Consider the following 24059-nt stretch of genomic DNA (forward strand, 5'->3'; position numbering starts at 1 on the left):
CCCGGCCTCCCGACCGTTGAGTCGACAACATCCGACGCTCAGCGTGCGGCAACGGGCTACGCGCGTCAATGGCGCCCCAGGTGGCTCCGAGTCTGATCGAGTGGACCAGGGCCGGTCCGGTGCGCGGACCGTCCGGCCCTGACCTCAGCCGCCGGCGGGGGGCGCCGTGGGCGGCAGGTCCGTGCCGGTGGTGGAGATCGACCGGTACAGCCGGTCCAGGTAGGTGCGCAGGCGTTGCGCCATGTCCGTGGAGTCCGGGCTGAGGGCCCACTGGAGCTGGATCCCGTCCATGACGGCCACGAGTTCCCGGGTCACCGCGTCGCAGTCGGTGCGGGGGAGGAGCTCGCCCGTGTCGACAGCGGCCCGGAGGGTCCCGGAGAGCTGCGTGACGACCTTGTCGTAGCGGCGGGTGAAGAAGGCGTGCGCGGGGTGGCCGGGTTCGCAGGACTCGCCGACCAGGGCGTTGAACATCCGAGTGCGGCCGGGGCGGCGGCCGTTGTGGTCGACGAGCTCGATCAGACGCAGGAAGCAGTCCGCCGCGGAGTCGAACTCCGAGGAGAAGAACTGCTCGACGTCGTTCTCCTCGCTCCGCTCGAGAACGGAGACGAGCAGGTCCTCCTTGCTGCGGAAATGGTGCAGCAGGCCGCCTTGCGTGACACCGACGTCCTTCGCGATGCGGGCGAGGGACGAGGCGTGGAAGCCCCACTGCGCGAAGTGCTCCACGGCTGCGTCCAGGATGCGCCGTCGGCGCTCGTCACCGACGGCGTAGGGGCCGCGCGCCGTGGCGCCGCCTCCGCGCCGAAGGCTGTTCGTCCGGTCCATGCCGATCACCGTAGTCGAGCGCCGGGGCAACCCACAGAAGTGTGATCCAAGCCACTTTTTGAAAACCCACTACCCGCTCAGATTTCGTGATTGCCTGTGCTCGCCCACACGGGGCGGGAGCCGCCCCGACGCCGCGTCCGCGACACAGTCCGGTGTTCGGCGGCACGAGCCGCCTGCGCCGCCCACGTCCCGCGCTGCCGCCGGCGGCGACCCCCTCTCTGCGTTCCCGCCCGTGAGAGCCGCCACCCAGGAGGCCGGATATGAGCAGTTCCAGACCTGATACGCACGACGCACCCGTGGGAGAGGTCGCGGTGAGCACCGACGAGACGTCGGCGCCGCAGCGCACCTCCACGGCGTTGGGCGGGCTCCTGTCCCTGCTGGCCATCGGTCACACGGCGATGTTCATGGTCTACATGGGCGTCGGCCAGGTGCTGCTGCCCGTGCAGGTGGAGGCGCTGGACCCGGCGGACAAGGTCGCCAACCTGGGACTGGTGTCCGGCGTCGCCGCCGTGTTCGCGACCCTCTTCAACCCGCTGGCCGGACTGCTGTCCGACCGCTCCCGACGGCGCAACCCGTGGATCCTCGGCGGCGGACTCGCAGCACTGGGCGCCCTCGCGCTGCTCGGCGCGGTGCGCGGCATCCTGCTGGTCACCATCGGCTGGTGCCTGGTCCAGGCGATGATGAACGTCTACCAGGCCGCCATCACCGCCGTGGTCCCCGACCGGGTGCCGACGGAGCGCCGCGGCCTCGCCTCCGCCATGGTCGGCATCGGCATGCCGATCGGCTCGATCATCGGCGTCACCGTCGCGACGGTCTTCGTCCCGCACGACGTGCGGACCGGTTACCTCGTCCTCGGCGCGGTCATCGCCGTGGCGGCGGCGCTGTTCACGGCCATGGTCCGGGAAGAGAGGCTGCCCGTGATCGAGACGGTGCCCCTGGGCCGCCAGCTCTCCGCGTTCGGCTCCGCCATGAAGGCGGACGACTTCCGGTGGGCCTTCATCGGCCGGTTCCTGATGATGCTCGGCTACTTCGCCGTCATCCTCTACCAGCTGTACATCCTCCAGGACCACAGCGACCTGCCCGAGGGGCTGTCCCCGGCCGGCGCCGTCGCGATCGTCTCCCCGCTCGGCTCCGTCTGCATGCTGCTGTCCACCGTGGCCGGCGGTGTGCTCTCCGATCGCATCGGCCGCCGCAAGCCGTTCATCGCGATCTCCTGTGTCTTCACCGCGATCGGCATGGTGATCCCGGTCGTCACCCCGACCTGGGCCGGCATGCTCGTCTTCTGTGTCCTGACCGGTCTGTCCTTCGGCTGCTTCATGGCGGTGGACACCGCGCTGGTCACCTTGGTCCTGCCCAGCGCGGACGACGCCGCCCGCGACATGGGCGTCCTGAACGTGGCCAACTCCGGCCCTCAGATCATCGCCCCGTTCATGGCCTCGCTGGTCGTCGCCTCGCTCGGCGGCTACACCGCGCTGTTCGTCACCGGAGCCGCGATCACGATCCTGGGCGCCCTCGCCGTCGTCCCGATCCGCGGCGTCCGCTGACAGCGCGGTCGCCCCCCCGGTCACCCGCCCGCCTCTACCAGGAGGAACCCATGCCCCCCGCCCGACGCAATGACGGCCACCCGTACCAGGACCCCTCCCGCACGGTGGACGAACGGGTCGCCGACCTCCTCGGCCGGATGACCCTGGAGGAGAAGGCCGGTCTGCTCTTCCACACCATGCTGCCGCTGCACCCCGACGGCCGGCCCGTCGAGGCCGGCGACGAGGGGCTCGTCCCCGCGGACACCAGCGGTGCGATCCGCACCAAGCTGATGAGCCACTTCAACCTCTTCGGCACGGCCGGACCCCGACAGCTGGCGGAATGGCACAACGCCGTCCAGGAACTCGCCGCCGGCACCCGCCTCGGCATTCCGGTCACCGTCTCCACCGACCCCCGCCACTCCTTCACGGCCAACATCGGCGCCTCGATGAACGCCGGGGCGTTCTCCGCATGGCCCGAGCCGACCGGCCTGGCCGCCGTCCGCGACCCCGAACTCGTCCACCGCTTCGCCGACATCGCCCGCCGCGAGTACATGGCGGTCGGCCTGCGTGTCGCCCTGCACCCGCAGATCGACCTCGCCACCGAGCCCCGGTGGTCGCGCCAGGCGGGCACCTTCGGCGCCGACGCCACCCTGACGAGCGAGCTGGTCCAGGCGTACGTCCGCGGCTTCCAGGGCCGGGGGGACACGCTCGGTCCGCACAGTGTGGCCACCATGGTCAAGCACTTTCCCGGCGGCGGCCCCCAGAAGGACGGCGAGTACCCCCACTTCGCGCACGGCAAGGAGCAGATCTACCCCGGCGGCATGCGCGAGCACCACCTCCAGCCGTTCGAGGCCGCCATCGCCGCCGGCGCCTCGCAGATCATGCCGTACTACGGGCAGCCCGTCGGCACCGACTGGGAAGAGGTCGGCTTCGGCTTCAACCACGGCGTCGTCACCGGCCTGCTGCGCGAGCGGCTGGGATTCGAGGGCATCGTCTGCACCGACTGGGGCCTGCTCACCGACCAGGAGATCTTCGGCGAGCTGCACCAGGCCCGCGCCTGGGGCATCGAGCACCTCACGGTCGCCGCGCGCGCGGCGAAGGCCATCGACGCGGGCGCCGACCAGTTCGGCGGCGAGGCGTGCCCCGAGGTCGTGGTCGAACTCGTGCGCTCCGGCCGCATCGGCGAGGAGCGCCTCGACGTCTCCGTACGCCGCCTGCTGCGCGAGAAGTTCCTGCTCGGCCTCTTCGACAACCCGTACGTGGACCCGGACCTGGCCGAGGAGATCGTCGGCGACAGCGAGTTCCGCGCCGCCGGCGAGGCCGCCCAGCGCCGCTCGCTGACCGTCCTGGTCAACCGCGACCGGACCCTCCCGGTCACCCCGGAACGCCCGAAGCTGTACGCCGAGGGCGTCGACGCCACCGTCGCGGCCCGCTACGGCGACGTGGTCGGCGACCCGGCCGACGCGGACCTCGCCGTACTGCGGCTGCACACCCCGTACGAGCAGCGGGACAACCGCTTCGAGTCACTGTTCCACTCCGGACGGCTGGACTTCACCGAGGACGAACTGGGGCCGGTCCTGCGGCTGCTGGACACCGTGCCGACCGTCGTGTTCCTCAACCTCGAACGGCCCGCAGTCGTCCCCGAGATCGCCGAACGGGCCGCCGCACTCATCGCCGACTACGGCGCGGACGACGCGGCCCTGCTGGACGTGGCCTTCGGCCGCGCCCGCGCCGAGGGACGGCTGCCGTTCGAGATGCCCCGCTCGATGGCCGCGGTCGAGAGCTCCCGCCCGGACGTGCCGCACGACACCGACGACCCGCTCTTCCCGTACGGAGCCGGCCTGGACCTCTGAACCATCGGTCCGCTCAGTCCACCGGGGGCGGCCGCCGCCTGACCCGACGCCGCCCCCGGTCCCCGTCCCACACGTGAAGGAATCCGCTCATGGTCCTCACCCCTCGCGAACTCCTCGCCGCCACGGCCGTGTCCGGCGCCGTCCTGTCGACCCTCGGCGTGGCCGCCGCCGACACCTCGTCACCCCCTGCGTCACCCTCCGCGTCATCCTCCGCGTCGAAGGAGCACCTCCGCTCCTCCCGGCCGTCGGCCGGTCTGCGCGAGTTGCCTTCCTGGAGTCTTTCGTGAGCCACGACACCACCGCCACGACGTCCGTGATTCTCCGGACGCCGCACGGCCCGGTACGCGGTGCGCGCCACGCCACCGGAGCACGGTTCCTCGGCATCCCCTACGCCCGGCCGCCCGTCGGGGAACTCCGGTTCGCCTCACCCGTGCCGCCCGACCCCTGGACCGACGTCCTCGACGCCACCTCCTACGGACCGACCGCACAGCGCAGGCCGTTCGCCGACGTCACCACCATCCCCGAGCCGACCATCCCCGGCGCCGCCACGCTCAACCTCAACGTCTTCACCCCCGACCCCTCGCCCACCGCCGGCCTGCCGGTCCTCGTATGGATCCACGGAGGAGGCTTCGTCGCAGGCTCGGCCGCGAGCCCGTGGTACGACGGCGGGTCCTTCAACCGCGACGGCATCGTCCTCGTCTCCCTCGGCTACCGGCTCGGCGTCGAGGGCTTCCTCCACCTGCCCGACGCGCCCGACAACCGAGGCGTCCGCGACTGGATCGCGGCCCTGGAGTGGGTCCGAGACACCATCGGCTGCTTCGGCGGCGACCCCGCCAAGGTCACCATCGCCGGCCAGTCGGCGGGCGGCGGCGCCGTCCAGACCCTGCTCGCCACACCCACCGCCCGCGGCCTGTTCCGGGCGGCGATCTCCGCGTCCGGCGCCGTCATGGAGCCCCAGGACCGGCACACGGCCGAGGCCGTCACCGCACGGTTCACCCGGCGGACCGGCGTCCCCGCCACCGCTGCCGCGCTCCAGCGCATGACCGACGCCGACCTTCTCGTCCACCAGGACGCGCTCACCGCTCCCGCCCCCGGCAGTCGGCGGCTGCCCACGCTCGCCCTCGCCCCCTTCGCCGACGGCGAGCTGATCCCCGAGGCGGTGCCCGACGCCCTCACCGCCGGTGACGCGGGCGCAGACGTCCCGCTGATGGCCGGCTTCACCGCGCACGAGTTCAACGGCATGCCGCAACCCGGTCTCACCGACGCCGACCTGCACGGCATGCTCGCCGACCTCGGCCTCGACGACCAGCGGACCCGGCTCTTCCTCGACACGTACGCCGACCACGCGAGTGAGCCGGGCGCCCTGTGCGGCCATGCCCTCACCGACAGGATGTTCCGCGCACCGGCGCTGGCCATCGCTGAAGCCCGAGCGCGCCGCCAACGCCCCACCTGGCTCTACCAGTTCCTCTGGTCAGCCACCGCCCAGGGTCTGGCGTACCACTGCGCGGACCTGCCGTACGCCTTCGACCTCCTCGAAGCCGAGGGTGTCACCGCCGCCCTCGGCGACAGCCCGCCGCAACACCTGGCCGACACCATGCACGCGGCCTGGGTCGCGTTCGTCCGAGACCTGGACCCGGGACCGTCATGGCCGCGCTACAGCTGTGCGGATCGCGCGACCATGCTCTGGAACGATCCACCGCGCGTCCGGCACGATCCGCTGCGCGCCGTGAGGAAGATCTGGGCGCCGCCCCAGCCGTCGCGGTGATCCGAGACAGACCGTGCCGCCCGAGGGCTTCCTCCCTTCGCACCTACCTGGAGTTGACGCTAGCAGGACGCCGACCCCGCACTCATCGCGGAGGCCGTCCGTGCCGCGGCCGATGCCGACGTCGCCGTCCTGTTCCTCGGGCTCCCCCCGTCGTACGAGTCCGAGGGCTACGACCGCACCCGCATGGACCTGCCCGCGCAGCAGGTCGAGCTGCTGCACGCGGTGGCCGACGCCAACCCCGTCCGCTACGAGCACACCCCGGCCGTCGGCGCCTTCCCCGGCGCGTTCGGACAGGTCCGCTACGGCGAGGGCCTGCTCATCGGCTACCGCTGGTACGACACCCGGCAGCTGCCGGTGGCCTACCCCTTCGGGCACGGTCTGTCGTACACGGCCTTCGCCTACAGCGACCTGACCGCCACCGTCCGAGCCGACGGCGACGACCCGCGGGTCGAGGTCACCCTGACGGTGACCAACACCGGTGAGAGGGCCGGCACGGAGACCGTCCAGCTGTATGTCACCGACCGCGAGTCGACCGTCCACCACCCGGCGCGGGAGTTGCGGGCCTTCGCGCGCGTCCGGCTGGAACCGGGGCACAGCGCCCCGGTCACCCTCACGCTGGGCCGCCGGGCCTTCGCGTTCTGGCACGAGGCCATGGGGCGCTGGACGGTCGAGGGCGGCGAGTTCGCCCTACGTGTCGGCGCGTCCTCCCGCGACATCCGCCTGGAGACGACCGTCGAGCTCACGGGGGAGACCTTCGCCGTTCCGCTGCACGCCGACTCCACGGCGGAACAGTGGCTCGCCCATCCGGCGGCCGGCCCCTGGCTGCGCGAACTGCTCGGCACCGAAGGGTTCGGGGCGATCCTGTCCGATCCGCACAGCGGACCCATGATCCGCGCCATCCCCCTCGCGCGCCTGGCCCGCTTCCCCGGCTTCCCCCTCGACGGCGACCAGGTCACCGGGGCGGTCGCGAAGTACGCGGCGGTCTGAGCTCGTCATCCGGTCCTGACCATGACTTTCTGGGTGGCGCCCGCCTCGCCGGTGAGATCGCCGAAGGTGAGGGTCAGGTCGCGGCCGGATACGGCCCGCTCGACCGTGCCGGGCCGCGAGAGGACCGCGGTGACCCGGTGCCGCCACGTCACGGTGAGCGTCGTGAGGGTACGGGTCGGGTCGGAGACGCAGACGGCCGCGGTCCCGTCGCGCCGGCGCCGGATCAGTACCGAGCAGGGGGCGTCGGCGGTGAGGTCGCCGACCTTCCCGGCGGTCCAGAAGTTGACGGCGGTGAAGCCGAGGGAGGGTACGTGGACGCCCTGGGCCTGTGGTGTGTTGGCGAGCGTTCTGAGCAGACCCTGTGCGCTCGCGGCAGTGGCGGCGGTGCGGGCGGCGCCGGCGCCGGGCAACACGACGTAGGCGTAGGCGCCGTCGACCGGATCGGTGCCGTGGTCGACGTACAGGGTGAGATAGCGGTCGGTGAAGGGGGTGGTGGAGGAGCCGGTCCTGATGTCGCTCCATCGGCCGGTGCGCTCCTCGCGCAGTGCCGTGACGCGGCCGCCCGCCGGGAAGACGTAGCCACCGTGGCCGGCGATGTGCGCCCAGCTCGGGTCGGTCAGCGTCTCGGTCCAGCCGGGCGAGGCGGGCTTGCGGTGGCCGTCCACGGTGAGGGCGTTGGTGCCGGTGGGGCCGAGGCGGCGGTTGTCGATCACGGTGTCGACCGCCTCGCCGTCCGAAGCGGTGATGCCGGCGCCCAGACAGACGATCCCCTCGTCCAGGAAGAACCAGGACTTGCGCGCTTCCAGTGTCGAGGCCAGGCCCTTCAGATGCTGGCCCACCGCGGCGTACGTGCCGTCGGTCGTGCCGCCGACCCACTTCACCGCGGGGCGTTCGGCGCCCCACTGGCCGCCCTGGCCGTCGGCGAGCCTCTTCTGGGAGGCGGTGATGCCGGGCAGTCGGTTGGGGTCCACGGTGGCCCAGAAGGTCTGTGAGTACTGCTCGTTGGCGTAGTCGTCCCCCCACCAGCAGAGCCAGCCGGCGCCGGTGTGGTAGCCGCGGAGGTTCTCCCCGTTGCCCCACTCGTAGTGCGCGATGCGATCGGACGCCATGGACAGACAGGCCACCCACCCGCGGCGGCGGTGCACCGCCCGGTCCTGGGAGGGGAAGAGGCGGTGTTCGACCGGCTCGGGCAGGGGCTTGACCGCGGTGTCGTGCACGACGCTGTGGAGCTGGGCGAGTTTGTGGACACTGAGCATCGGGTTGGTGTGCGGAGGGCTGAAGCGGGCCCGCTGGATCCATCCCTTCGCCAGGGCACGCCAGCGCGCGTTCTGCTCGGTGCTCGCGGCCTCGCCCAGGGCCACGATGGAGGCGATGATCGAGTGGCCGCGCAGGTGGTCGTCGTTGGCGCCCTTCGGATCACCTGGCGGCAGGCCCCGCGAGATGGCGCGACCGGAGACGGCGTCCATGCACAGACCGTTGTGGAGGAAGGGTGCCCAGGCCCGTTCGACGGCGTCGAAGTAGTTCTGCCGGGCGGGGTCGGTGACCTCCCAGGGGGAGCCGGCGAGCAGCGCGAGGAGCAGGCTGAGGCCGGTGAACAGGTCCGCGCCGTACGACCCGGCGTAGGGCACCCACGTGTGCTGGACGAAGGAGCCGTCACGGTAGAGGCCGTCCCCGGAGGTCACGTAGGGGAAGACGGGGGAGAGGGCCCCGGCCGCGACGGCGAGCCGGTCGGCGTCCTCGCCGACCAGGCCGCTGAGCGCGATCGTCCGGCACAGGTCGACGCGGTTGGCGCCGGTGGAGGTGCCCGTGTAGGACGCCACCGCGCTGTCCGGCACGAAGCTGCGGACGGCTTCCGTGATCGTGACGATCAGCTCGGCGTCCAGGTGGTCGTAGAGGATGATCGCCGCGTCCAGCAGCGCCTGGGGGCCGCCGATCTGCCAGTTGTACCAGTTGCCGTAGCGGGCCCGGCCCGCGTGGTAGACGTCGCCGACCGTATGCCGGATGCCGGTCACGACGTCCTGCGCGAAGGCGTCGTCGCCGGTCAGACCGGTGCCGGGCTGGGCGTAGGCCTCCGCCATGGAACGCAGCCGCTGGAAGGTGAGCTGGATCTGTGCGGAGTAGGCGTACGACTCGGTGTCCGTGTCGGGCTCCGGGTCCAGCCACACCATGTCCGGCCACAGGGAGCCCGGCGCGGGCCGCATCGTGCTCCTCCAGCCGGCGGCGCTCCTGCCCAACTGCGCGAGTTTGGAGGCGAAGGGCTCCGCGGTCGGGCTGAAGCCGGAGCCGAGTACCAGCCCGCGCCAGGTGGCTCTGAGGTTCTCGAACTCGGCGGGCGCGGCGTGGGCGGGACTGGTCGGGATCGTCGCCGAGGCGGTTCCGGCAAGACTCAGCGCGGCGGCGGCACCGCCCGTCGCCTTGACGAAGCCGCGGCGGGACCAGGGTGTCGGCATGATGTCTCCAAGGCTGGAGGGAGGGGAGGGGAGGGGAGGGGAGGGGAGGGGAGGGGAGAGGGGCCTCGCCCCGAGGGGTGGATGGGTTTCTAGCACGATGTGTGCGAGATGCTCAATACGTAAGCTTCGTAAGATTCGATCAGTAGAGTACGGTGGAACGCGCAGCAATCGGGGGTTCACCGGGAGGACGACGGATGCGGTCTCATGTCAATCAGCGCCATGAACGGGTGCTGGAGATCGTGCGCAGACGGGGCAGTCTCCGGGTCACGGAGCTGGCGGGGGAACTGGGGGTTTCCGCGGTCACCGTGCGGCGCGATGTCGAGGCGCTGGCCGAGCAGGGCCGGCTGACCAGACTGCACGGCTCGGTCTCGTGGCCCGAGCGGCCGCGGCCGGTCGGGCACGGCCCGGAACCGACGGCCTCCGGGACGGAATCGCCCGCACCGCCGGCATCCGCCGCGGTCGTCCTGGGCATGGTCGTGCCCAGCATGGAGCACTACTTCGCGGAGTTGGTCAAGGGCGCCCAGGACGCCGTGGCGGCGCGCGGCGGCCGACTGGTGCTCGGGATCGCGCACTGGCGGTCCGAGGAGGACACCGCGCAGATCGGGCGGATGCTCGACGGTGGCGTCGACGGCCTGCTGCTCCAGCCCAGTTGGGAACGCGGGGTGCCCAGTACGGCGCAGGAGGAACAGCTGCTGGCGCTGCGGGTCCCGGCCGTCCTGGTGGACCGGCGCGTCCCTCTCGGGGGCCGGCTGGCCGGTCTGGACAGTGTGCGTTCCGACCATGTGCTCGGTGGCGCCGCCGCCGTCCACCATCTCGCCGGGCTGGGGCACGACAGGATAGCCCTGCTCGCCCAGGACAACCCGACGTCACCGCAGGTCCGCGAGGGGTACGAGGCCGCCGTCGCGGCCCGTGGCCTGTCGGCGCCGCCGATCGTGTCGGTCGATCCGGAGGACCCGGCCGCCCTGGAGGCCGCGGCTCGGCTGCTGTACGAATCGGTGGCGGACGACGGGATCACCGCGGCGATCGTCCACAACGACCAGACCGCCATCGGCGTCGTGCAACGGCTGCGCGAATGGGGTCTCTCCCTCCCGGCCGACGTGTCGCTCGTGGCGTACGAGGACGAGATGGCGGCGCTGGCCGATGTGCCGCTGACCGCCGTGGCCCCGCCCCGGTCGGCCGTGGGAGAGGCGGCCGTCGAGATGATGTTCGCCCGGCTCGGTGCCGGCCCGGGTGCCTCGGCGCCGAGCCGGCACGTCTCGCTGGTACCCCGGCTCACGGTGCGGGCGTCCTGCGCGCCGCCGCGCTGAGCCTCCGTCCGGTCGTCGAAGAGCGGAGCAGCCGGGTCAGGAGCAGCCGGATCCTTGGATGATTGTTTTGATCGAGTTGGTCGTTCGGTCTTGACGGGCGATCGTTCTGCGCAAATGATGACCGCAATCGCCTCCGGCCGCTGAGGCGCCTTGCTCATCGAGGAGCCAGTGCTCATGAAGCCCGCCCACCGCATACCCCGTCTCGCCCTCACGGCCTCCCTGGGCTGTCTGGCCCTCCTCGCCACTGCCTGCGGCGGCGGGGGCGGCGGCACGTCCGGGGCGTCGGACGGTGAACCGGTCACCCTCACCATGTGGTCCTGGATGGTCGGCACCGAGGAGGTCGTCGACAAGTTCAACGCCACGCACAAGGACATCAAGGTCGAGTACACCGAGATCACCGCCGGGACCGACGGCTACTCCAAGATCGACAGCGCGATCAAGGCCGGCAGCGCACCCGACGTAGTCGGCATGGAGTACGCGATGCTCCCCGAGTTCGCCAGCCAGGGAAACCTCGAGGACCTGACCGAACGCTCCGGCAAGCTGGTCAAGTCGTTCCCCGAGAGCCTGCAGTCGCTGGTCACTCCGGGCGGCCGTACCTGGGGCGTCCCCTTCGACGTCACCCCGCAGCTCCTCTACTACCGGACCGACCTGTTCGAGAAGGCCGGCGTAGAAGTGCCGAGCACCTGGGCCGAGTTCGAGAAGGCGGCAGAGAAGATCAAGGCCGCCGACAAGGGGACCCGCATCCTGAACGCCCCCAAGGGCGGCGACATTCCCTTCATCAACGGACTGGCCTGGCAGGCGGGTTCCCAGGGCTTCGGCGTCGCGGGCGACGCCTGGACCGTGAACATCGATGACAAGCCCGCCCAGAAGGTCGCCGGGTTCTGGGACGGCCTGGTGGGCGACGGCCTGGTGCTCAACCACCCCGCGTGGAGTGAGGAGGAGAGCACCGCCAAGAAGAAGAACCAGGTCGCCGCCTTCATCGGCGCCCCCTGGAGCGGAGCCGGTCTGATATCCCAGACACCGGAACAGAAGGGCAAGTGGGCCGTGGCGCCGCTGCCCACGTGGGACGGCACACCGGCGACCGGAACCTGGGGCGGCACCTCCTTCGCCGTACCCAAGGGCAGCGAACACACGGAAGCCGCGACGGAGTTCATCGAGTGGCTCACCACCGATCCGGCGGCCATGAAGGCCCGGCTCGCCGACGCCGAGGCACCGAGCAGCGTCCTGCCCGCCGACCCCGGCCTGCAGAAGGTGGCGGCGACCGAGTTCGCCCGAGCCGCCGACGGCTACTTCGCCAACGACCTCTACCAGGTCGCCGCCGACCAGGTGGACACCGTCGTCACCGGTTGGACCTGGGGCCCGGTGCAGGGCTCGGTGAACGAGGCGTTCGAGAGCGCCGTGGCCAAGGGCGGCTGGTCGGCCGGCTTCGAGGCGGCCCAGCGGGCCGCGCTGAAGGCGCTCGACGACCGCGGACTGAAGACCGCCGGCTGAGCCCGCGCCCGGCGGCCGCCGAAGAGCGCCGGCTGAGCCGCGCCCGGCGGCCGCCGAATACCGCCGGTCCCCGGCCCGTCCGGCCGCCTCACCGCCCCGACCCGACACTGTTCCGGCCCCGCCGTGCCCGGCGCCCCGGTCAGGAGACTCCATGACAGTCCCGGCTCCATCCCCTGCCCGCCCCGCTGCCGGGCGCGCCCAACGCCGTGCCGCCGCGGCCTACCTCGTGCCCTTCTTCGTCCTCTTCACGCTCGTCATGGTCGCCCCCATCGGGTACGCGGTCTGGACGAGCCTGTTCGCGGAACGGTCCTCCGGCCTCGGCTTCGGAGGTACCGAGAGCGTCTTCGTCGGCCTCGGCAACTACGCCGACGCACTGGGCGACGCGGCCCTGCGCGCCTCCTTCGTCCACGTCATCGGCTACGTCGCGGTCTACATCCCGCTGATGACGTGCGCGGCGCTGCTCCTCGCCCTGCTGCTGGACTCGACCGTCGCACGGGCCAGGCGGCTGTTCCAGCTCGCCCTCTTCCTGCCCTACACGGTGCCCACCGTGATCGCCGCCATCATCTGGGTCTACCTGTACTCCCCGAGTCTCAGCCCGGTGATGGACTGGTTCGACTCGGTGGGCCTCAGCGTCGACTTCTTCTCCGCGCCCCTCGCCATCCCCTCGGTCGTCAACATCGTGACCTGGCACTACGTCGGATACAACATGGTGATCCTCTACGCCGCGCTTCAGGCGATCCCCCGGGAGACGCTCGAAGCGGCCACGATGGACGGCGCCGGGGCCATCCGCACCGCGCTCCAGATCAAGGTCCCCCACATCCGGTCCGCCCTGGTCCTCAGCCTCCTGTTCACCTGCGTCGGCGCCATCCAGCTCTTCAACGAGCCCTACATGCTCACCACACAGTCGGAGGCCATCAACCGCGACTGGTCACCGGTGATGTTCGTCCACAAGGCGGCCTTCGTCGACCACCAGCCCGGCCTCGCCTCCGCGGCGGCGATCCTGATCGCGTTGACGGCCGGCGCCCTCTCCTACGCAGTCACCAAGCTCGGCAACCGCTGGAAGGCAGCATGACCACCCACACCGTCACCGGGTCTCCCACCCCCCGCACCGGCGGAAAGGGGAGCGGCCCGAAGACCCGGAGGCGGCCACCCGGCCCCCGCCCAGGAGCCCGGAAGCGTGTCCGTCCGAGTGGCTCGTGGACCTCGAAAGCCGTCGTCAACGGCATCCTCGCCCTCTTCGCCTGCTACACCCTGATGCCCCTGACCTGGCTCTTCGTCGCCAGCACGAAGTCCCACGGCGATCTCGTCGGCACCGGCGGATTCACCTTCGCCGACTTCAACCTCTTCACCAACCTCGGTGATCTGTTCTCCTACGGCGACGGTATCTACGGACGCTGGCTGCTCAACAGCGTCCTGTACTTCGGTTTGGGCTGCCTGGCCTCCACCTTCGTCAGCACAGCCGTCGGTTACGCCTTCGACAAGTACGACTTCCGGCACAAGGAGAAGCTGTTCGGCCTGGTGCTGCTGGGCGTCCTCGTCCCGAGTGCCGTCCTCGTGCTGCCGCAGTACCTGCTGGCCGGCAAGGCGGGCCTCGACAACACCTACTGGGCCGTCCTGGTTCCCCTGCTGGTCAACCCCTTCGGCGTCTACCTCGCCCGGGTGTTCTCCGAGGGGTACATCCCCGACGAGGTGATCGAGGCCGCCCGCATGGACGGCGCGGGGGAGTGGCGCGTGTTCCGCTCGGTCGGCCTGCCGATGATCGCCCCGGGCTTCGTCACCCTGTTCCTCTTCACCTTCACATCGAGCTGGAACAACTTCGTCCTGCCGCTCTACATGCTGAGCGACGACAAGCTCTACCCGGTCACCCTCGGCCTGGCGATCTGGAGCAAGTCCTCCCAGCAGAACCCGGAGTTCTACATGCTGACGATCGTGGGGGCACTGATCTCGGTCCTTCCCCTGATCATCGCCTTCGTCTGCCTCCAGCGCTTCTGGCGCTCCGGTCTCACCGCGGGCGCGGTGAAGTGACGATGACCGAAAGGCACACCACGGCGCCGGCCGCGACCGAACTGCCCCGACTCACACCCGGCCCCCGCCCGCGGCGCCCGCACACCGTCCTCGCGATGTCCCTGGAGACTCGCGACGCCCTGCGCGAGGAGGGCGCCATCGACCTGCTCAGCGAGACGGCCGACCTCGACCCCGACCTGTTGGTCACCGACTTCGCGGACCCGTCCGCCGCCGAGGCCCTCACCAACGCGGAGGTCCTGCTCACCCACTGGGGCTGCCCACCGCTGACGGAGCGGGCCCTCGCGGCGATGCCCCGGCTGCGAGCAGTCGTCCACGCCGCCGGGTCCGTCAAGCACCATGTGACCGACGCCGTGTGGGCCCGCGGCATCACCGTCTCCAGCGCGGCAGCCGCCAACGCGCTGCCGGTCGCGGAGTACACGGTGGCCACGATCCTGCTCACAGGCAAGCGCATCCTGGAGAGCGCGTGCGCCTACCGTGAACAGCGCGCCGCCTACCCACTGCTGCCCTACTTCGCCGGCCACGGCAACTACCGGCGCGTCGTCGGCATCGTCGGCGCCTCTCGTACCGGTCGCCGCGTGATCGAACTGCTGCGTCCGTTCGACTTCACCGTCCTGGTCCACGATCCGTATCTGGACGACACCGGCGCCGCCCTTCTCGGGGCGCGGTCCGTCGGCCTCGACGAACTGACCCGGCGCAGTCATGTCGTCTCCATCCACGCTCCGCAACTGCCCGAGACACACCACATGTTCGACGCCAGGCGGCTGGGCCTGCTGCCCGACGGCGCCACACTGATCAATACCGCACGCGGCTCCCTGGTCGACACGGAAGCACTCATCACCCACCTGACGTCCGGCCGCATCCACGCGGTTCTCGACGTCACCGACCCCGAGGTGCTCCCGGCCGAGTCGCCGCTGTACCGGCTGCCCAACGTGCTCCTGACCCCGCACATCGCGGGGTCCCTGGGCAGCGAGCTCGGCCGCATGGCCGACTACGCCGCCGCCGAGATCTCCCGCTACGCCCGGGGCCTGCCCTTCGCCCACAGTGTGGGACCCCAGGACCTGGCCCGGACGGCGTGAGGCGGCTGTTCCTTTGCACTTTCGCTCCTGTGCAAACATGTGGCATTGCAGGGACGCACGCAGGGCCGCCGCGCACGCTTGTGCGGCCTTGAAGCGAGAAGGCGCAAAGGAGAACCACGTGACGAGTCCGGCAGACGCCCACTCCGGCGGCGGGGCGGCCGCGCAGCAGAAGAAGCTGAAGCTGCTCGCAGTGACCGCCTGCCCCACCGGCATCGCGCATACCTACATGGCGGCGGAGAAGCTGCAGCAGGCGGCGGACGCCCTCGGCATCGAGATGAAGGTGGAGACGCAAGGCTCCATCGGGGCCGAGAACGTCCTTACTGACAACGATGTCAGAGGTGCCGACGGCGTCATCATCGCCGCGGACAAGGACGTCGACCGCGGCCGGTTCGAAGGCAAGCGGGTCCTGTCGGTCGGGGTGTCCGAGGGCATCAGTCACCCCGAGCAGCTCATCGAGCAGGTGCGAAGCGCGCCCGTGCATGGCGGCGGGGACGGCGGCGGCGCCACCCCCGCCGCGGCCTCGTCCGGTAGCGGCAAGGAGCGCAGCGCGGCATACAAGGCGCTGATGAACGGCGTGAGCTTCGTGATCCCGTTCGTCGTGGTCGGCGGGCTGCTCATCGCGGTGGCGCTGGCGATCGGCGGGCATACGACGCCGGACGGTATCGAGATCCCGAAGGACTCCTTCTGGTACGACATCAACGCCCTGGGCGGCCTGGGCTTCAAGCTGATGCTGCCGATCTTCTCCGGTTACATCGCCTTCGCCCTGGGCGACCGGCCCGCGCTCGTTCCGGGCATGATCGGAGGCTTCCTCGCCTACGACGGCGTCGGCATCTACGGCGCTGACGCCAACGCCGGCTTCCTGGGCGCGATCGCCACCGGTTTCCTCGCGGGCTATGTCGTGCTGTGGATACGTAAGATCAAGGTGCCGAAGTTCGTACAGCCGATCATGCCGATCATCGTGGTTCCCATCGTGTCCACCTTGATCGTCGGCCTGTTCTTCATCTACGTCATCGGCACACCGATCTCCTGGGTGTTCACACACCTCACCAGCTGGCTGAACGGGATGACCGGGTCGAGCGCGATCGTGCTCGGCGCCGTCATCGGTCTGATGATCGCTTTCGACATGGGCGGCCCGGTCAACAAGACGGCGTTCCTGGTGGGCACCGGTCTGATCGGCACCAACAACGCGGTCATGGGCATGGCCGCGGCGGCGATCCCGGTGATGCCCCTGGGACAGGGTCTGGCGACGCTGCTGCGCCGAAAGCTCTACACGCAGCAGGAACGAGACACCGGCATCGCGGCGCTGTTCATGGGCTTCTTCGGAATCTCGGAGGGCGCCATCCCCTTCGCGGCGGCGCGACCGGCGCAGGTCATCCCGGCGAACATGCTGGGTGGAGCGGTCGCCGGCGCCATCGCGGGCCTCGCGGGGGTCGAGGACTCGGTACCGCACGGCGGGCCGATCGTCGCCGTGTTCACGGCGATCGACGGTGTGGCCATGTTCTTCGTGGCGATCGTCGCGGGTGTGCTTGTCACTGCCCTGGCCACGAACGCGCTCCTGGAGCTGAAGGCGAGCCGTCAGTCCGCCAAGCAGGAGAAGCAGGCCGGACCGGTGTCCGTGCCGCACCCCGCCACGGCACCCGAGCCCGGAGCCGCCACCGTCGGAGCCAGTGCGGCCGCAAAGGGCTCCGTATCCGCCACTCAGGTCACCGCGTCCGCCCCGGCGTCGACTGCCGCAACGGCCGAACCCGAACCCCAACCCGAACCCGAAGTACTCTCCGGGTACCTCACCGAGCAGACGGTGAAGCGGCAGCTGGACGCGCACGACAAGGAGGCCGCCATCCGTGAGATGGCAAGCCTGCTCGCCGCCACCGGCAAGGTCGCCGACGTCGAGGAGCTCGTGCGGACCGCGCTGCGGCGCGAGGAGCAGGGCACGACCGGGCTCGGCGAGGAGATCGCCATTCCGCATGCCAAGACGGATGCTGTCACCGCACCGGTCGTCGGTTTCGCACGGTCCGCGGAGGGGATCGAGTGGGGCTCGCTCGACGGGACGGAAGCAAAGCTCGTCTTCATGATCTCTGTGCCGGAGGCTGCCGCCGGTGACGAACATCTTCGGATTCTCGCGCTGCTGTCGCGGAAGTTGATGGACCCCGACTTCAGAGCACGGCTGCAGACGGCTGAGGACGAGGCCGCGATTCTGCGCGTGCTGGCCGAGGTTCAGTAGCGCTTCGACCGCGCCATGCGCTGGACGTAGCCCCGTACGAGCGGGCGGGCCCGGCATCGCCGGGCCCGCCCTCGCATGTATGGCTGCCGTGACCGTCACTGGTGGGCGGACCGCTCGGTCCGCGTCTGCTTGGAGCTGTCCGCGAGCTTGAGCCAGACGACGCCACCGATGATCACGGTGAGCCAGAGGGCCTTGACCGGGGTGAGGGTCTCATCGAAGAAGACCGGGCCGAGCAGTGCCGCTCCGACGGCGCCGATGCCGGCCCAGACGGCGTAGCCGATGCCTACGTCGATGGTGCGCAGGGCCAGGCTCAGGGAGAACAGCGTCAGCAGGAAGAAGGCCACCGCGATCAGGGACCAGGAGAGCACGGTGAAGCCCTGGCTGCCTCCTACGGCCAAGGCGTAGGCGATCTCGAAGGCGCCCGCGAGGAGGAGGACCAGCCATGCGCGGGCTCGGTCGCTGCGGGCGGTGACGTTCTCGGTGGTGGCGGTGGTGGGGGTGGTGTTGTCGGCGGTGGGGGCAGTGGCGCTGGACATGTGAGTTCTCTCCTCGGGGACGGTCTCGGCGGGGCGGGGCGGGGCGGGGTTGGTTGGTTTCCGGTGTGGTCAGGCTGCTCCGCTGAGCTGGAGGCCGACGACTCCGACGATGACGGCGGCGATGCCCACGAACTTGCGCCAGTCCAGACGCTGGCCGAAGAGGAGGGCGCCGAGCACGACGATTCCGACGCCGGAGACGGCGGTCCAGATCGCGTAGCCGACGCCGACCTCGAAGGTCAGCAGTGCCTGGCTGAGGAGGTAGGTGGCGATGCCACCGCTGACCAGGGTGGCGGCGGTCCAGCCGGGCCGGGTGAAGCCCTGGGCCTTGCCGGCGGTGAGGGCGACGGCGATCTCGAAGACGACGGCGATGGCGAGGTAGAGCCAGTGCATGACGGTGTCCTTACGTGGTGGTGGGTGACGAGTGGGTGGTGAAGCCGTCGCGGTGCAGGTCGAGGTAGCGGGCGAAGGGGGCCAGGCCCCGCTCCACCGGGAGGGGCCGGGCCGTCGCCGCCAGCGGCAGCCGGTCGGTCGCGTCGACGGCGTAGCCGGCCCGGTAGTCGAAGCCCCACGCGGCGGCGGTGTCGCGATCGACGGCGAAGCGGACCGCGGCGATGCCGTGGGCGGCGGCGACGCGGTAGCACAGTGCACACGGCTCTCCCGTCGCCAGCAGGGTGGCTCCCTGCAGAGCAGCCCGGCCGCGGGCCCGGACGGCCTTGCGCAGGGCGACGATCTCCGCGTGGGCGGTGGGGTCGCCGGTCTCGTCGACGAGGTTCACGCCGGGGTCGGAGACCCACCCGTCGTCGGCGACGAGCAGTCCGACGAAGGGAACCCCGCCGGACTCGACCCGGCGGACGCAGGTCTCCACGGCGTCGGCCATCAGAGCCGTGAGCCGGGACGTGTCCGCGCTCATGCGGCGGCCGCTTCGTGCAGGGCCCGGCGGATCACGCCTTCGGTGGCGACGCCTTCGATGCGCCGGGTGCCGATGATGATGGTGGGCACGACGGTGATGTTCATCCGCGCCGACTCGGCCAGTGCCTGCCGGTGCCGCTCGGCGTACTCCTGCTCGTCGAGGGCCGCCGCGTAGGCGGCCGGGTCGAGCCCGGCCTCCTCGGCCAGCCGGACCAGGACCGCGCGGTCGCCGACGTCGAGGTCCTCGCGGAAGAACGCCGTCATCACGCGACGGTGGTAGGCGTGGGCCCGCCCCTGCTCCGCGGCGTACTGGGCGCCCCGGAAGGCCAGCTCGGTGTAGGGCTGCGGCGAGATGGCCGGCAACCGCATCGGCACCTGATGGTGACGTGCCATCGGGTACACGGCACGCTCCCAGATGTCGGGCAGGTACGGGTCCTCCGGCCGCAGGGTGGGCGTCGGCCGGGAACGCAGCTCGTGAGCGTGGTGGACGACTTCGACATCGGGCCGATCGGTGATCGCGCGCTCAATCAGCTCGTCGGCCATCAGGCAGAACGGGCAGACGTAGTCCGACCACACATGGATCTGAGCAGTCACGGCGACCTCCGGTTCCCCGAGGCACCCCCTGTGGGTGCGACACCCAGATCGTGTAACTTCACGCCGGTGTCAACTTCAAGGAACGGGAGTTGGCGAACGGTTCAGGAGGTCTCATGCGCATCGGCGAGCTGGCGGCTGCCAGCGGCGTCAGCACCCGGTCCCTGCGGTACTACGAGGCACACGGGCTCATCCGCTCCGAGCGCACCCCTGGCGGCTGGCGCGACTTCGACAGCTCCATGGTGGAGCGGGTCGTCATGATCCAGCACCTGTTCGCCGCCGGCCTGGGCAGCACCACCATCGACGAAGTGCTTCCCTGCATGGAGGCCCCGCTCGAAGAGCGCAACGGTCTCATGGAGCAGTTGTTCGCCCAGGAGGCCGAGCGCCTGGAGGCCAAGCGACGCGACATCGACCGCGAACTCGACACCCTGCAGGCGCTCCGCATCGACACGGCCTTGCCCGGTGAAGCCCCGTGACCAACGGCAGCGCACGCCCTGCCGACCGCGATCGCGACCCCGCCCACACGTTGTTCCGGCCGCCATTCGTACTCACGCACCACGTCGAGACCGGCCGGGCAGCCATTGGGCTGTGCGCGCATCAGCCAACGACAGGGCTGGGCACCGTACTTGGGACGGGCGGAACGCCGTGGCGGTGGTCACCGGTGTCAGGTGGTGGGGCGTGCGCCGGGGGTGTGGCCGAAGGTTCGGCGGAAGACGTCGATGAAGGTGCTGGCCGATGACCAGCCGCATCGGTGGGCGACGGTGGTGACGGGGGTGTCGTCGGCCAGGAGGATCAGGGCGTGGTGGAGCCTGATCTGGGTGCGCCATTGGGGGTAGGTGAGGCCGAGGTCGGCGCGGAGGCGGCGGGAAAGGGTGCGGGCGCTGGCGCCGATCCGGCGTCCGAGGTCGTCGAGGGAGCGGTTGTCGGCAGGGTCGGCGCGCAGGACGTCGTGCAGTTCCCGGAGCAGAGGGTCCGTAGGGGTTGGCAGGTGCAGCGGCTGCTCGGGGGAGAGGGCGAGCTGGTCGAGCATGACGGCGCGCAGGCGCAGTCGGGGCGGGCTGTCGTTATCGGGGTCGCAGGTATAGGCGACGATGAGTTCGCGCAGGAGCGGGCTGACGGCGAGGACGGCCGGTTTGTCGAGACCGAGGGGGTTCTCGGTGGTGGGCAGGCCGACGAGGTGGAGGTCGAGTTCGCCGTGGGCCTGGTGCTGGTGGACGGTGCCTGCGGGGATCCAGAGCGCGCGGGTGGCGGGGGCGACCCAGGAGCCGGCGTTGGTGGTCACCGCGATGGTGCCCTTGCTGGCGTACGCGATCTGGTGGTCGTCGTGGCGGTGCGCGTCGATCTCGCCGCCGGACGCAAGACGCTGGGTCCGGGTCGGCGCGACGGGGGTGTGGCGGATTTCCTGCATCATCTGTCAATCTATCGAAAGCGCGACAGCGATGCTTCTCCCAGCATGGGAGGCGTGCGAAGGAAAACATCGATCTCCCTGCTGGCCGTGGGGCACGCCTGCGTCGACATCTACCAGGGCGCCGTCGCGGCGCTGATCCCGTTCTTCGTGGCCGAACGGGACTACACCTACGCGGTGGCCTCCGGCATCGTGCTGGCCGCTTCCCTGCTGTCGTCGGTGGCCCAGCCGCTGTTCGGTGCGCTCACCGACCGGTGGGCGATGCCGTGGCTGCTGCCGGTCAGCACCCTGCTGGGCGGTGTGGGCATCGCGCTGAGCGGCCTGAGCGGCTCCTACGGACTTACTCTGCTCTTCGTCGCGGTCTCCGGAGTCGGTGTGGCCGCCTACCACCCGGAATCCGCCCGCGTGGCCCGACTGGTCAGCGAAGGCAGCCACAGCGCGATGGCGTGGTTCTCCCTCGGCGGCAACATCGGCTTCGCGCTCGCCCCGCTCATGGTGGCGGCCGCGATCGGACACGGCTCCCTGCACTGGACACCCGTGCTCGTCATCCCCGCGCTCGCCGGCGCCGCCCTGTGCGTGCCCGTCCTGCGGATGCTCGCCCGACCCCAGGCCGGCACGTCCAGGTCGGAGGCGCCCCGGAGCGCGGACGATGTGGCCTCGTTCGTGAGACTGTCCCTGGCGGTCGTCTTCCGCTCCATCGTCTTCACCGGCCTGAGCACCTTCATCTCCCTCTACGCCCAGCAGCGCATGCAGGACAGCACCACCGCGGGAACCATCGCCCTGTTCCTGCTGTTCCTGGGCGGCGCCGTCGGCTCGGTCCTGGGCGGCTCCCTGGCCAACCGCTACGACCGCGTCCGCGTCTCCCGCTGGTCCTACCTGCTCTCGATCGCCGCCGTCACCGGAGTGATCTACACACCCGGCCCGGTCATGTTCCTCTTCGTGGCCCTCACCTCCGCCGGCCTGTACGTCCCCTTCTCCCTCCAAGTCACCCTCGGCCAGGACTACCTGCCCTCCCGCATCGGCACCGCCAGCGGCGTCACCCTCGGCCTCACCGTCAGCATCGGGGGCCTCATCAGCCCCCTGCTGGGACACCTGGCCGACTCCACATCCCTCCGCACAGCCCTCACCCCCCTGATCGCCATGCCCGCCCTGAGCTGGCTCCTCTTCCGCACCCTGCCCGAACCCACCGCACCCGAGCCCCGAGCCACCGCACCGGGGCCCGCATCCGCACGGCAAGACGCCTGACCCCGATTCCGCAAGGACCCGGCCGGAACCCGCTCCGCCCCACTCGTGCGTGGTCGGTCCTGTGAGTCATCGTTCCTGCACCCCGACCGATCCGTTCGCGTGAGTTCGCTAAGGCAATCGCACGAGTAGCTCTGCTCGGTGACGGCCCGACAGCTGGATCGGGCCGTTCCCGGTGTGCGCCGATGTTCTTGGAGGGCGGCGCCGGGCGCCGGAACGTAATCGATTCCGCACGGCGGGAGCGCTGTCCGCCCGTGTCGACTGAATCCTTAAAACTCCAGGTCAACAGCCATTCAATCACTGTGCGCGATGTAACGGTCTGATTGCGAACGAGGATCGAGGTCGACTTTCTCCTCCTGCGCTGTTGACTTCTGTGGGTTCGCGTTATCTCTTGTGCCCACCGCTTCGTCGGAGCGGACATCGGCGCAAGGAGCGACCTCATGGTGATGCCTGCTCGCACTTACCTGGCCAGACGCTGCATGCTCGGCGGAGTGGCACTGACCCTCACCGCGGTGACCGCCTGCGGTGGAGGAGGTGGCGACGAGACCGACGGCGCGGCCGGCGGGTCGTGCGAGCCCGCCTCCGGCCAGGTCACGCTGGACTACTGGTCCTGGGTCCCCGGCATCCAGAAGGCCATCGACGTGTGGAACAAGGAAAACCCGGATATCCAGGTCAAGTTGAAGACGGTTCCCTCGGGCAACGCCGGCACCTACCAGAACCTGTCCAACGCCCTGAAGGCGGACAAGGCCCCCGACCTCGGCCAGGTCGAGTACGACTCCCTGGCCAGCTTCCGGCTCAAGCAGGGCCTGACCGACATCTCCTCCTGCCCCGGGGTCAAGGAGGCCGGCGACAAGTTCGTCGACTGGACCTGGTCCCAGGTGGAGTTCGGCGCCGACGGCAAGGACGGCGTCTGGGCCGTGCCCCAGGACACCGGCCCCATGGCCCTGTTCTATCGCAAGGACATATACGACCAGCTGGGCATGAAGGCCCCCGCCACCTGGAACGAGTACGCGGAGCAGGCCCGCAGGCTCAAGAAGGAGGGGAAGTTCATCACCCACTTCTCCCAGACGGACCCGAACTGGTTCACCGGTCTGCTGTGGCAGAACAAGGCCACCATGTTCGAGCGCGACGGTGACGCCTGGAAGGTCACCGTCGACCGGCCCGAGAGCCGCCAGGTTGCCGACTACTGGCAGAAGTTGATCGACGACAAGCTCGTCGCCACGGACCTCCAGGGCTTCTCCCCGGCCCTGTACAAGGCTTGGAACACCGGCGAGGTCGTGACCTGGGTCAGCGCGGCCTGGGGCTACAGCACCATCCGTGACAACGCCAAGTCCACCGACGGCAAGTGGGCGGTCGCCCCGATGCCGCAGTGGAAGGCGGGCGACCAGCAGGCCGGCAACTGGGGCGGGTCCACCACCACGGTGATGGGCGGCAGCGAACACCCCGCGGAGGCCGCGAAGTTCGCCCTGTGGCTGAACACCGACCCCGAGGCACTGGCGATCCTCAACCGTGAGGGCGGGCTCTACCCGGCGGCCAAGGCGGGCCTGGAGCTGCCCGCGCTGCAGCAGCCGGTCGACTTCTACGGCAAGCAGAAGATCTTCGACGTCTTCGCGCAAGCCTCCGCCAACGTCGACACCGGCTTCACCTGGGGCCCGACGATGACGGACACCTACCGGTACCTCAGCGACGGGACGGCGAACGTGATCGGCGGCAAGACCACCCTGAGCGACGTGCTGAAGGACACCGGCGCGCAGAGCGCGGACTCGCTGCGCAAGCAGTCCCTCGACGTGACCGAGTAGACCGCGTCGTCGGACCCCTCCTGCCCTTCCTGCCGCCTCGGGGCGGCAGGAACAGCA

General features: G+C 70.5%; 21 protein-coding genes. 14 read left to right on the forward strand and 7 right to left on the reverse strand.

Annotation, left to right across the window (positions count from 1 at the left end; translation table 11 throughout):
* Window positions 1-144: 144 nt before the first annotated feature.
* The gene (locus RI578_RS38435; protein WP_310875424.1) at window positions 145-822 is read right to left on the reverse strand and encodes a TetR/AcrR family transcriptional regulator; all 678 of its coding nucleotides are present in this window, start codon (window positions 820-822) and stop codon (window positions 145-147) included.
* Between the two features lie 260 nt (window positions 823-1082).
* Between RI578_RS38435 and RI578_RS38440 the strand changes: the two genes are divergently transcribed.
* The 5 genes from RI578_RS38440 (at window position 1083) to RI578_RS38460 (ending at window position 6950) form a co-directional block, all read left to right on the forward strand.
* Window positions 1083-2366, forward strand: a complete 1284-nt coding sequence (locus RI578_RS38440; protein WP_310875425.1) for an MFS transporter — start codon at window positions 1083-1085, stop codon at window positions 2364-2366.
* A 50-nt stretch (window positions 2367-2416) separates the two neighbouring features.
* A complete protein-coding gene (locus tag RI578_RS38445) occupies window positions 2417-4198 on the forward strand; it encodes a glycoside hydrolase family 3 N-terminal domain-containing protein (RefSeq protein ID WP_310875426.1) in 1782 nt (593 codons plus the stop codon).
* Between the two features lie 89 nt (window positions 4199-4287).
* Window positions 4288-4485: a hypothetical protein gene (locus RI578_RS38450; protein WP_310875427.1), complete on the forward strand. Its 198-nt coding sequence runs from the start codon at window positions 4288-4290 to the stop codon at window positions 4483-4485.
* Window positions 4482-5963, forward strand: coding sequence for a carboxylesterase family protein (locus RI578_RS38455; RefSeq protein ID WP_310875428.1), 1482 nt, complete (start codon window positions 4482-4484; stop codon window positions 5961-5963). Before RI578_RS38450 ends, RI578_RS38455 begins: the two co-directional genes overlap by 4 nt.
* A gap of 84 nt (window positions 5964-6047) precedes the next feature.
* Complete coding sequence (locus RI578_RS38460) at window positions 6048-6950, forward strand: fibronectin type III-like domain-contianing protein (RefSeq protein ID WP_310875974.1); 903 nt, start codon at window positions 6048-6050, stop codon at window positions 6948-6950.
* A 5-nt stretch (window positions 6951-6955) separates the two neighbouring features.
* Here the strand turns inward: RI578_RS38460 and RI578_RS38465 are convergent, their stop codons facing one another.
* Complete coding sequence (locus RI578_RS38465; RefSeq protein ID WP_310875429.1) at window positions 6956-9400, reverse strand: polysaccharide lyase 8 family protein; 2445 nt, start codon at window positions 9398-9400, stop codon at window positions 6956-6958.
* Window positions 9401-9594: 194 nt separating this feature from the next.
* Here RI578_RS38465 and RI578_RS38470 point away from each other — a divergent pair, with 194 nt between their 5' ends.
* The 6 genes from RI578_RS38470 to RI578_RS38495 all read left to right on the forward strand — a co-directional run bounded on the left by RI578_RS38470 (window position 9595) and on the right by RI578_RS38495 (window position 17520).
* Window positions 9595-10707, forward strand: a complete 1113-nt coding sequence (locus tag RI578_RS38470; RefSeq protein WP_310875430.1) for a substrate-binding domain-containing protein — start codon at window positions 9595-9597, stop codon at window positions 10705-10707.
* Window positions 10708-10881: 174 nt separating this feature from the next.
* Window positions 10882-12198, forward strand: coding sequence for a sugar ABC transporter substrate-binding protein (locus RI578_RS38475; protein ID WP_310875431.1), 1317 nt, complete (start codon window positions 10882-10884; stop codon window positions 12196-12198).
* Between the two features lie 151 nt (window positions 12199-12349).
* Window positions 12350-13270: a sugar ABC transporter permease gene (locus tag RI578_RS38480; RefSeq protein WP_310875432.1), complete on the forward strand. Its 921-nt coding sequence runs from the start codon at window positions 12350-12352 to the stop codon at window positions 13268-13270.
* Window positions 13267-14223: a carbohydrate ABC transporter permease gene (locus RI578_RS38485; protein WP_310875433.1), complete on the forward strand. Its 957-nt coding sequence runs from the start codon at window positions 13267-13269 to the stop codon at window positions 14221-14223. The genes RI578_RS38480 and RI578_RS38485 overlap by 4 nt, the downstream gene beginning before the upstream one ends.
* A gap of 95 nt (window positions 14224-14318) precedes the next feature.
* The gene (locus tag RI578_RS38490) at window positions 14319-15299 is read left to right on the forward strand and encodes a hydroxyacid dehydrogenase (protein WP_310875975.1); all 981 of its coding nucleotides are present in this window, start codon (window positions 14319-14321) and stop codon (window positions 15297-15299) included.
* A gap of 118 nt (window positions 15300-15417) precedes the next feature.
* Window positions 15418-17520, forward strand: coding sequence for a fructose-specific PTS transporter subunit EIIC (locus RI578_RS38495; protein ID WP_310875434.1), 2103 nt, complete (start codon window positions 15418-15420; stop codon window positions 17518-17520).
* A 95-nt stretch (window positions 17521-17615) separates the two neighbouring features.
* On the opposite strand, the gene RI578_RS38500 is transcribed toward RI578_RS38495, so the two are convergent.
* From RI578_RS38500 to RI578_RS38515, 4 genes are all read right to left on the reverse strand, one after another.
* A complete protein-coding gene (locus tag RI578_RS38500) occupies window positions 17616-18056 on the reverse strand; it encodes a multidrug efflux SMR transporter (RefSeq protein WP_310875435.1) in 441 nt (146 codons plus the stop codon).
* 69 nt (window positions 18057-18125) lie between these two features.
* Window positions 18126-18446 carry a multidrug efflux SMR transporter gene (locus RI578_RS38505; RefSeq protein ID WP_310875436.1) on the reverse strand — a complete coding sequence of 107 codons (321 nt, stop codon included), beginning with the start codon at window positions 18444-18446 and terminating at the stop codon, window positions 18126-18128.
* A gap of 10 nt (window positions 18447-18456) precedes the next feature.
* Complete coding sequence (locus RI578_RS38510) at window positions 18457-18966, reverse strand: nucleoside deaminase (protein ID WP_310875437.1); 510 nt, start codon at window positions 18964-18966, stop codon at window positions 18457-18459.
* Window positions 18963-19559: a DsbA family protein gene (locus RI578_RS38515; RefSeq protein ID WP_310875438.1), complete on the reverse strand. Its 597-nt coding sequence runs from the start codon at window positions 19557-19559 to the stop codon at window positions 18963-18965. The genes RI578_RS38510 and RI578_RS38515 overlap by 4 nt, the downstream gene beginning before the upstream one ends.
* A gap of 113 nt (window positions 19560-19672) precedes the next feature.
* On the opposite strand from RI578_RS38515, the gene RI578_RS38520 reads away from it, so the two are divergent.
* The gene (locus RI578_RS38520; protein ID WP_310875439.1) at window positions 19673-20032 is read left to right on the forward strand and encodes a MerR family transcriptional regulator; all 360 of its coding nucleotides are present in this window, start codon (window positions 19673-19675) and stop codon (window positions 20030-20032) included.
* Window positions 20033-20220: 188 nt separating this feature from the next.
* On the opposite strand, the gene RI578_RS38525 is transcribed toward RI578_RS38520, so the two are convergent.
* Complete coding sequence (locus RI578_RS38525; protein ID WP_310875440.1) at window positions 20221-20967, reverse strand: helix-turn-helix transcriptional regulator; 747 nt, start codon at window positions 20965-20967, stop codon at window positions 20221-20223.
* A gap of 51 nt (window positions 20968-21018) precedes the next feature.
* On the opposite strand from RI578_RS38525, the gene RI578_RS38530 reads away from it, so the two are divergent.
* A complete protein-coding gene (locus tag RI578_RS38530; protein ID WP_310875441.1) occupies window positions 21019-22206 on the forward strand; it encodes an MFS transporter in 1188 nt (395 codons plus the stop codon).
* A 443-nt stretch (window positions 22207-22649) separates the two neighbouring features.
* Window positions 22650-24002, forward strand: a complete 1353-nt coding sequence (locus tag RI578_RS38535; protein WP_310875442.1) for an extracellular solute-binding protein — start codon at window positions 22650-22652, stop codon at window positions 24000-24002.
* The last annotated feature ends 57 nt before the right edge of the window (window positions 24003-24059 follow it).

Origin of the sequence: Streptomyces sp. BB1-1-1, assembly GCF_031597775.1 — a bacterium.
Lineage (GTDB): Bacteria > Actinomycetota > Actinomycetes > Streptomycetales > Streptomycetaceae > Streptomyces > Streptomyces thinghirensis.

Bases quoted from the DNA above. Each gene is read 5' to 3' on its own strand.
- RI578_RS38490 (WP_310875975.1), top strand. From the start codon at position 14,319: ATGTCCCTGGAGACTCGCGACGCCCTGCGCGAGGAGGGCGCCATCGAC.
- RI578_RS38475 (WP_310875431.1), top strand. From the start codon at position 10,882: ATGAAGCCCGCCCACCGCATACCCCGTCTCGCCCTCACGGCCTCCCTG.
- RI578_RS38450 (WP_310875427.1), top strand. From the start codon at position 4,288: ATGGTCCTCACCCCTCGCGAACTCCTCGCCGCCACGGCCGTGTCCGGC.
- RI578_RS38505 (WP_310875436.1), bottom strand. From the start codon at position 18,446: ATGCACTGGCTCTACCTCGCCATCGCCGTCGTCTTCGAGATCGCCGTC.
- RI578_RS38440 (WP_310875425.1), top strand. From the start codon at position 1,083: ATGAGCAGTTCCAGACCTGATACGCACGACGCACCCGTGGGAGAGGTC.
- RI578_RS38520 (WP_310875439.1), top strand. From the start codon at position 19,673: ATGCGCATCGGCGAGCTGGCGGCTGCCAGCGGCGTCAGCACCCGGTCC.
- RI578_RS38485 (WP_310875433.1), top strand. From the start codon at position 13,267: ATGACCACCCACACCGTCACCGGGTCTCCCACCCCCCGCACCGGCGGA.
- RI578_RS38480 (WP_310875432.1), top strand. From the start codon at position 12,350: ATGACAGTCCCGGCTCCATCCCCTGCCCGCCCCGCTGCCGGGCGCGCC.
- RI578_RS38465 (WP_310875429.1), bottom strand. From the start codon at position 9,400: ATGCCGACACCCTGGTCCCGCCGCGGCTTCGTCAAGGCGACGGGCGGT.
- RI578_RS38470 (WP_310875430.1), top strand. From the start codon at position 9,595: ATGCGGTCTCATGTCAATCAGCGCCATGAACGGGTGCTGGAGATCGTG.
- RI578_RS38445 (WP_310875426.1), top strand. From the start codon at position 2,417: ATGCCCCCCGCCCGACGCAATGACGGCCACCCGTACCAGGACCCCTCC.
- RI578_RS38435 (WP_310875424.1), bottom strand. From the start codon at position 822: ATGGACCGGACGAACAGCCTTCGGCGCGGAGGCGGCGCCACGGCGCGC.
- RI578_RS38510 (WP_310875437.1), bottom strand. From the start codon at position 18,966: ATGAGCGCGGACACGTCCCGGCTCACGGCTCTGATGGCCGACGCCGTG.
- RI578_RS38535 (WP_310875442.1), top strand. From the start codon at position 22,650: ATGCCTGCTCGCACTTACCTGGCCAGACGCTGCATGCTCGGCGGAGTG.
- RI578_RS38525 (WP_310875440.1), bottom strand. From the start codon at position 20,967: ATGATGCAGGAAATCCGCCACACCCCCGTCGCGCCGACCCGGACCCAG.
- RI578_RS38500 (WP_310875435.1), bottom strand. From the start codon at position 18,056: ATGTCCAGCGCCACTGCCCCCACCGCCGACAACACCACCCCCACCACC.